The sequence below is a fragment of the Shimia fortis genome (assembly GCF_040225985.1).
Lineage (GTDB): Bacteria > Pseudomonadota > Alphaproteobacteria > Rhodobacterales > Rhodobacteraceae > Shimia.
The window spans coordinates 1-5,800 of sequence record NZ_JBBPEU010000030.1 but is presented as its reverse complement, the minus strand read 5'-3'; the positions used below and the strand labels follow the sequence as shown (position 1 = coordinate 5,800).

Annotated in this window: 1 protein-coding gene; it reads right to left on the bottom strand. The window is 60.6% G+C overall.

The window, feature by feature from the left end:
- Window positions 1-5,800 (bottom strand): VCBS domain-containing protein (locus WNE31_RS18325; RefSeq protein WP_349981387.1); only part of this gene is annotated, 5,800 nt, incomplete at both ends.

Genomic DNA, 5,800 nt, shown 5'->3' with positions numbered 1-5,800 from the left:
TTGTCGATATCATCCGCAAGGGTCGAAATATCGAGGGTCACGCCACCGGTATCACCTTCGGTGGCATTCATCGTGCCAGCGCCGAGGGTCGGATCATCATTCGTGCCCGTGACGGTGATGACCACATCATTTTCGACGAAGTCCCCCTCTGCATCGGTCGCACTGACCCGCACGGTCACGTCACGGGTTTCCCCAACAAACAGGTCCTGGAAATCGTTACCCGGATCGAACACCAGATCGGTGCCGACAATCGTGGCCGAGCCTTCGCCAGGCTGGGTCACCACATTGTAGGTCAGGGTCGAGCCGTTTTCATCGGCATCCAGATCATTCGCAAGCGCCGCAAGGTCCACGGCGATGGTCGGGCCGTTCTCGACAGCATTGCCCGTGCCGGCAGTCAGGGTCGGAACGTCATTGGTGCCATTGATGGTGATGGTCACATCCTGCGTGTCCGATCCGCCAAAGCTGTCCTCGACAGTGATGGTGTAGACCAGTTCCAGCAGGTCACCGTCGTCAAGGTGATCGAGGGCAACACCGCTGTCGAAGGCCCAGTTGATGACACCGGTCGTGGCACCCGGTGCCACGCCGCCGCTTGCGGTCATCATCGTCTGCGGGTCCAGACCGCCGGTATCTCCGGTTGCCACGACCGTGACAGTTGTAACAATCGAGGCGTCCGACAGGTCGACATCTTCGACCGAAAGCGTACCGCTGGCCGTCAGGGCTGCGTTGCCTTCGGATTGCGTGTCGGCTGCGCTGTCGCCCATTTCCACCGTGATGTCCGGCGCGTCATTGGTGCCGGTCACCGTGACCGTCACATCATTGATCGCCGTGGCGCCATGTGCATCTGTGACCTCGACCGTGACCGTTACGGTCGCGCTTTCCATCGGTGCCAGGTACTGGAAGTCACTGCCCGGATTGAACAGCAGATCAGTCCCGCTCGCGATAGCTGAACCGGTCGTCAAGACCGGCACAGTGCCGGTCACGGCATAGCCGAGCGTCGTGGCGTCGTTATCGGAGTCCACATCGCCTGCCAATGCGCTCAGGTCGAAGGCCGCTGCAGCAGTGTCTTCGTCTGTCGAGGTCGTTCCGCCTGCGGCAAGGGTCGGCGCATCGTTGCTGCCGTTCACCGTGACCGACACATCATGCATCGTGCCGTCGCCCGTCATGACGGTGAAGGTCTCGGTCATGCTGTCCGCTGCGGTCAGCGCCTGGGTGGCGGGCAGCGCATCGTTCAGCGTATAGGTCCAGGTGCCATTACTCAGCAGTTCAAAGTCGCCATAGGTGCCGGACTGGGTCGAAGCCTGGAACAGGTTGTCAGGATCATCGGCGTCGGCATCGGTATGAGTCAGCGTGCCACCAACAGTGCCGTTGCCGACGGGATCGCCCATCAGATCAACACCAGCTTCCAGAACAGATCCGGTGTCCACACCGCCCACGACCGCTGCATCGGCCTCACCATTGATGGTGATGGTGACATCATGCGACGTGTTGACCATCGCTCCGTCCGTCACGGTGATGGTGTAGGTGATGACAAGCGAGTCGCCGTCATCAAGGTGATCGAAGGTTTCCGACCCGCTGTCAAAGGACCAGTTGATCGCGCCCGTGGTCGCACCCGAGGCAACGCCACCGGTCGCGGTCATCATCGCCAGAAGATCAAGACCGTTGTCATCGCCTGTGGAGCTGACACCAACCAGCGTAACCGAGCTGCTGTCGGTCACATCTACGTCGGTGACGGTCAGCGTGCCCGAGGCCGTCAAAGCCGTATCGCCCTCCGCCTGCGTATCCGCTGCGCTGTCGCCGGTTTCGACCGTGATGACCGGCGCATCGTTGCTGCCCTCGATCACGATGGACAGGGTTTGCGTCGCCGAGGTGTCGTTCATCGCACCCGAGTCATCCTGCACCTGCAGGGTGTAGGTCACGGTCACGGTTTCCCCGACTGTCAGCCAATCGAGTGCTGCATCCGCGCTATAGGCCGCGTTGAACGTATTGCCCGTCTCTGCCGCGCTTTCGGATGCGGCGGTGATGGTCAGGGCTGCTGCTGCCCCGAGGGCGCTGACATCTTCCGGCGTCATCGCGCCGCCCGACCAGACCACCGTGGCATCGCCCGTCACCGACGGTGTCAGGATATCCGCCGTCTGGGCCAGCCCGGCAATGGTGCCGCCAAAGTCGGCATCGGTGACATCGAAGGTGGTCGAGGCCGAAATGGTCTGGACCCCCATCACATCCGCGCCTTCGGTCTGGTTCGGCGCGCCGACGACCGAGGTGATGACCGGCTGGTCGTTGGTGCCGGTAATAGTGATCGTCACATAGTCTTCGACAAGGCTGGTGGGGTCGTTCTGATCCACCACGCGCACCAGATGGGTCTGGGTGATGGTGTCACCTTCGCCCAAGCTGTCGATCTCGCTGTCGGTCAGCGTGAAGGTCCATGTTACCTGGCTGCCCGAAATACCGGACGAGAAGGTGCCAATATAGTTGCCGGTTGCCGGAATGGTTTCCGTGCTGCCCGGATCCTGTTGCGCCACAACGATGACCGAATGGGTATCGGAGGGCTCAAAGTCGTCGAACTCGACGATACCGGTGTCGGACAGGACAGCGGTGCCTTCGTCCCCTGCCCCGTCGGCGCGCTCTGCCACGCCGCCTTCAAGGTCCGAAGCGGGCAGCAGGAACGGTGCATCGTTCAGCGTGTCGACGTTGATGGTAGAGATGGTCGGCACAACGCCGCCATTGCCGTCGATCACGTCATAGGCCACCTGAAGGTCCAGATCCTGCGTTTCATCCATCGACCGGAACTGGGTCGGATCAATGGTCAGAACGCCGGTTTCTTCGTCGATGGTGGATACGATCGCGGCAGTCCAGTTGCCGTTGAGATCGGTGATCACAAGGTTGGCCACATCCAGATCGTCGCCGTCGCGGTCGCTGACCAGCGCCGGATCCAGCAGGTTCAGAGTGACGGGCGCAACAGCCTGATCCGTGGTGTTGGCAAGCGTGCCCATCGTATCGGGCGTATCATTCGCACCGGTCAGGTTGATGGTCAGCGTGGCTGTACCCGTACCACTGTTGTCGTCGGTCACTGTGAACGTAACCGACTCTGTCGGGGTATCCCCGACCTGAAGCGCCTCGATCGCCGTGTCGTTATGCGTGACCAGATACGCGCCGGTCATCGTGTTCAGATAGACATTCGAATAGGTGCCAAGCAGTTCCTGATCATAACCGGCGACCGCTGTAGACGCACTGCCCCCGTTGATCGCATAGGTATGGGTCGCAGTGGTATCTGCATCCGTCACACTGATCGTGGACATGGTTTGTGTGGTATCAAACGGATCATCCGAAGCAGTGTCCGTGAGAGTGATCGTATCAACGCCCAGCGTCGCGACGGGATCATCATTGGTGCCGGTGACCGTGATGGTCATGTCTTCTTCGGTAAACAGACCTGCACTGTCCGCAGCGCGAACACGGACGGTCACGTCGCGGGATTCGCCGTCGTTCAGATCCTGGAAGGCAGTACCCGGATTGAACTCAAGCGAATTGCCATCCGCCGAGATCGCGGCCGAACCTTCCGACGGTTGCATCACGACAGTGTAGGCAAGTGAATCCCCATCCTCGGACAGGTCGGCATCATCGCCAAGGGCGGTGAGGTCAATCGCGGTGACAAGCCCCCCGTCCTCTGTCGCGCCCCCCGTACCTGCCGCAAGGGTTGGCGTATCATTTGTGCCGGTGATGGTGATGGTTACGTCCTGCGTGTCACTCAAAGGTGGCACGGTGTCATCTGTGGCCGTGATGCGATAGGTCAGCGTCAGGACATCACCGTCGTCAAGATGATCGAACGTCTCTGAACCTGCGTTGAAGGTCCACTCGATGGTGCCTTGAAATACAGCCCCACTCAGACCACCCGTCGCGGTCAGCATGTTGGACACATCGATCCCGTTGGTTTCCCCGGTGCCGGTTTCACCGATATAGGCAACACTGGTCGAAACCACGTCGCTGACGTCGGCGTCTTCAAGCGTCAGAGTACCCTGCAGCGGCGGCAGCGGATCATTGGTTTCGGTTACTATGGCCGAAGCACTGCCGCCACCGATGCTGATTTGCGGCGCGTCATTGTTGCCGGTCACGGTGATGGTGACCGTATTGAGTGCCGTGGCCGTGTGACTGTCCATCACCTGAACATCGACAAGCACCGTCGCACTTTCACCATCGGCGAGGTACTGGAAATCCGAGCCCGGATCAAAGACCAGATCGGTGCCGGAAGTCGTCGCGGACCCCGTGGTCAGCGACGGTGAAATGCTCGTCACGGTGTAGGTCAGCGATGCGGCGTCATCATCCGAGTCGACATCATCCGCCAGTGCCGTGAGGTCAAAGGCCGCAATCGCGGTGTCTTCGTCCGTCGATGTGCTGCCCGGATCGATTGTCGGAATGTCGTTGATGCCGGTGACCTGGAAGACGAAGGTCTGATCGACATAGTCCCCCTGTGCATCAGTTGCACGCACGACGACGCTTACATCGCGGGTTTCATTGAGAGCAAGGTCTTCAAACGGGTTCGGCGCCATGCCGCCCGTCGGGTCAAAGGACAGGGTTGTACCGCCCGTGATGGAAGCCCCACCTTCGCTGGGTTGGGACAAAACCGCATAGGTCAGGCTGGTGCCGTCATTTTCGGCATCCGCATCATCACCCAGAAGCGACAGATCAACGGTGACCGCAGACCCGTTCTCGGTCGCAGGCGTTGCGCCCGCAGTGGTGGCCAGAGTCGGGGTGTCGTTCTGACCTTCAATGGTGATGGTGACCGGTGTGACTTGGATCACATCGCCATCGGTGATGCTGACGTTATAGACCACATCCACGCTTTCGCCCGCGTTCAGATACTGGGCTTCGCCGGTTGCCATCGAGAATGACCAGTCCACATCCCCCGAAATTGCCGTGCCGGACTGGCTGATCGTGAAGGTCGCCGAATCTTGCAGCAATGTGTCAAGACCTGCTGAAACGGTGGCGCCGTTCTGCCCCGTGGCCGACACAAACGCGACCGAGCTGGTCACGCCATCATCGGCATCCGCGTCCACGAAGCTGATCGTGCCCGTGGCCGTTGCGGGCGACATGTCGTCTTCGCTGACGGTGCCTTCATCATTGCCCGCGGCGAACGTGACGACCGGGTCGTCGTTTGTGCCATTGATGGTGATTCTCACATCATAGGTATCAGTGGCACCCGAGCTGTCGGTCGCAGTGATGCGGTAGTCGACAAAGGCCGTGTCCCCGCCGTCAAGAAAATCGAAGTCTCCCGCTGCCGCGTTGAAGGTCCAGTTGATCGTCCCTTGGGTCGCCGCATCGCCGATCACGTCACCGGCGTCGACGCCAAACATTGGCAGCAGGTCAGCGGGGCCAAACGAACCCGTATTGCCAAACCCGACAACCGAAGCCGAGACACTGACGGTGTTGATGACGTCGATATCCTCGACATCCAGCGTTCCGCTGGCGGACAGGGCTGCATTTCCTTCCGAAAGGGTGGCTTCATCGCTCCCCGTCCCCAGGCTGATCACAGGGTCATCATTGGTGCCGGTCACGGTCACGGTGATATCAGCCGAGGCGCTGCCGCCATTGCCATCGCTGACGCTGACCGGGATGGTCACGGTGGTGATTTCACCGTCTGCAAGGTACTCGAAATCCGCCGCGCCCGCGGTGAATGTCACGGTCGAACCGCTGATGCTGGCCGAGCCGAGCGTCGGCTGACCATCCAGCGCATAGGTCAGCGTTGCCGCGGTGTCGTCATTGTCGATATCATCCGCAAGGGTCGAAATATCGAGGGTCACGCCACCGG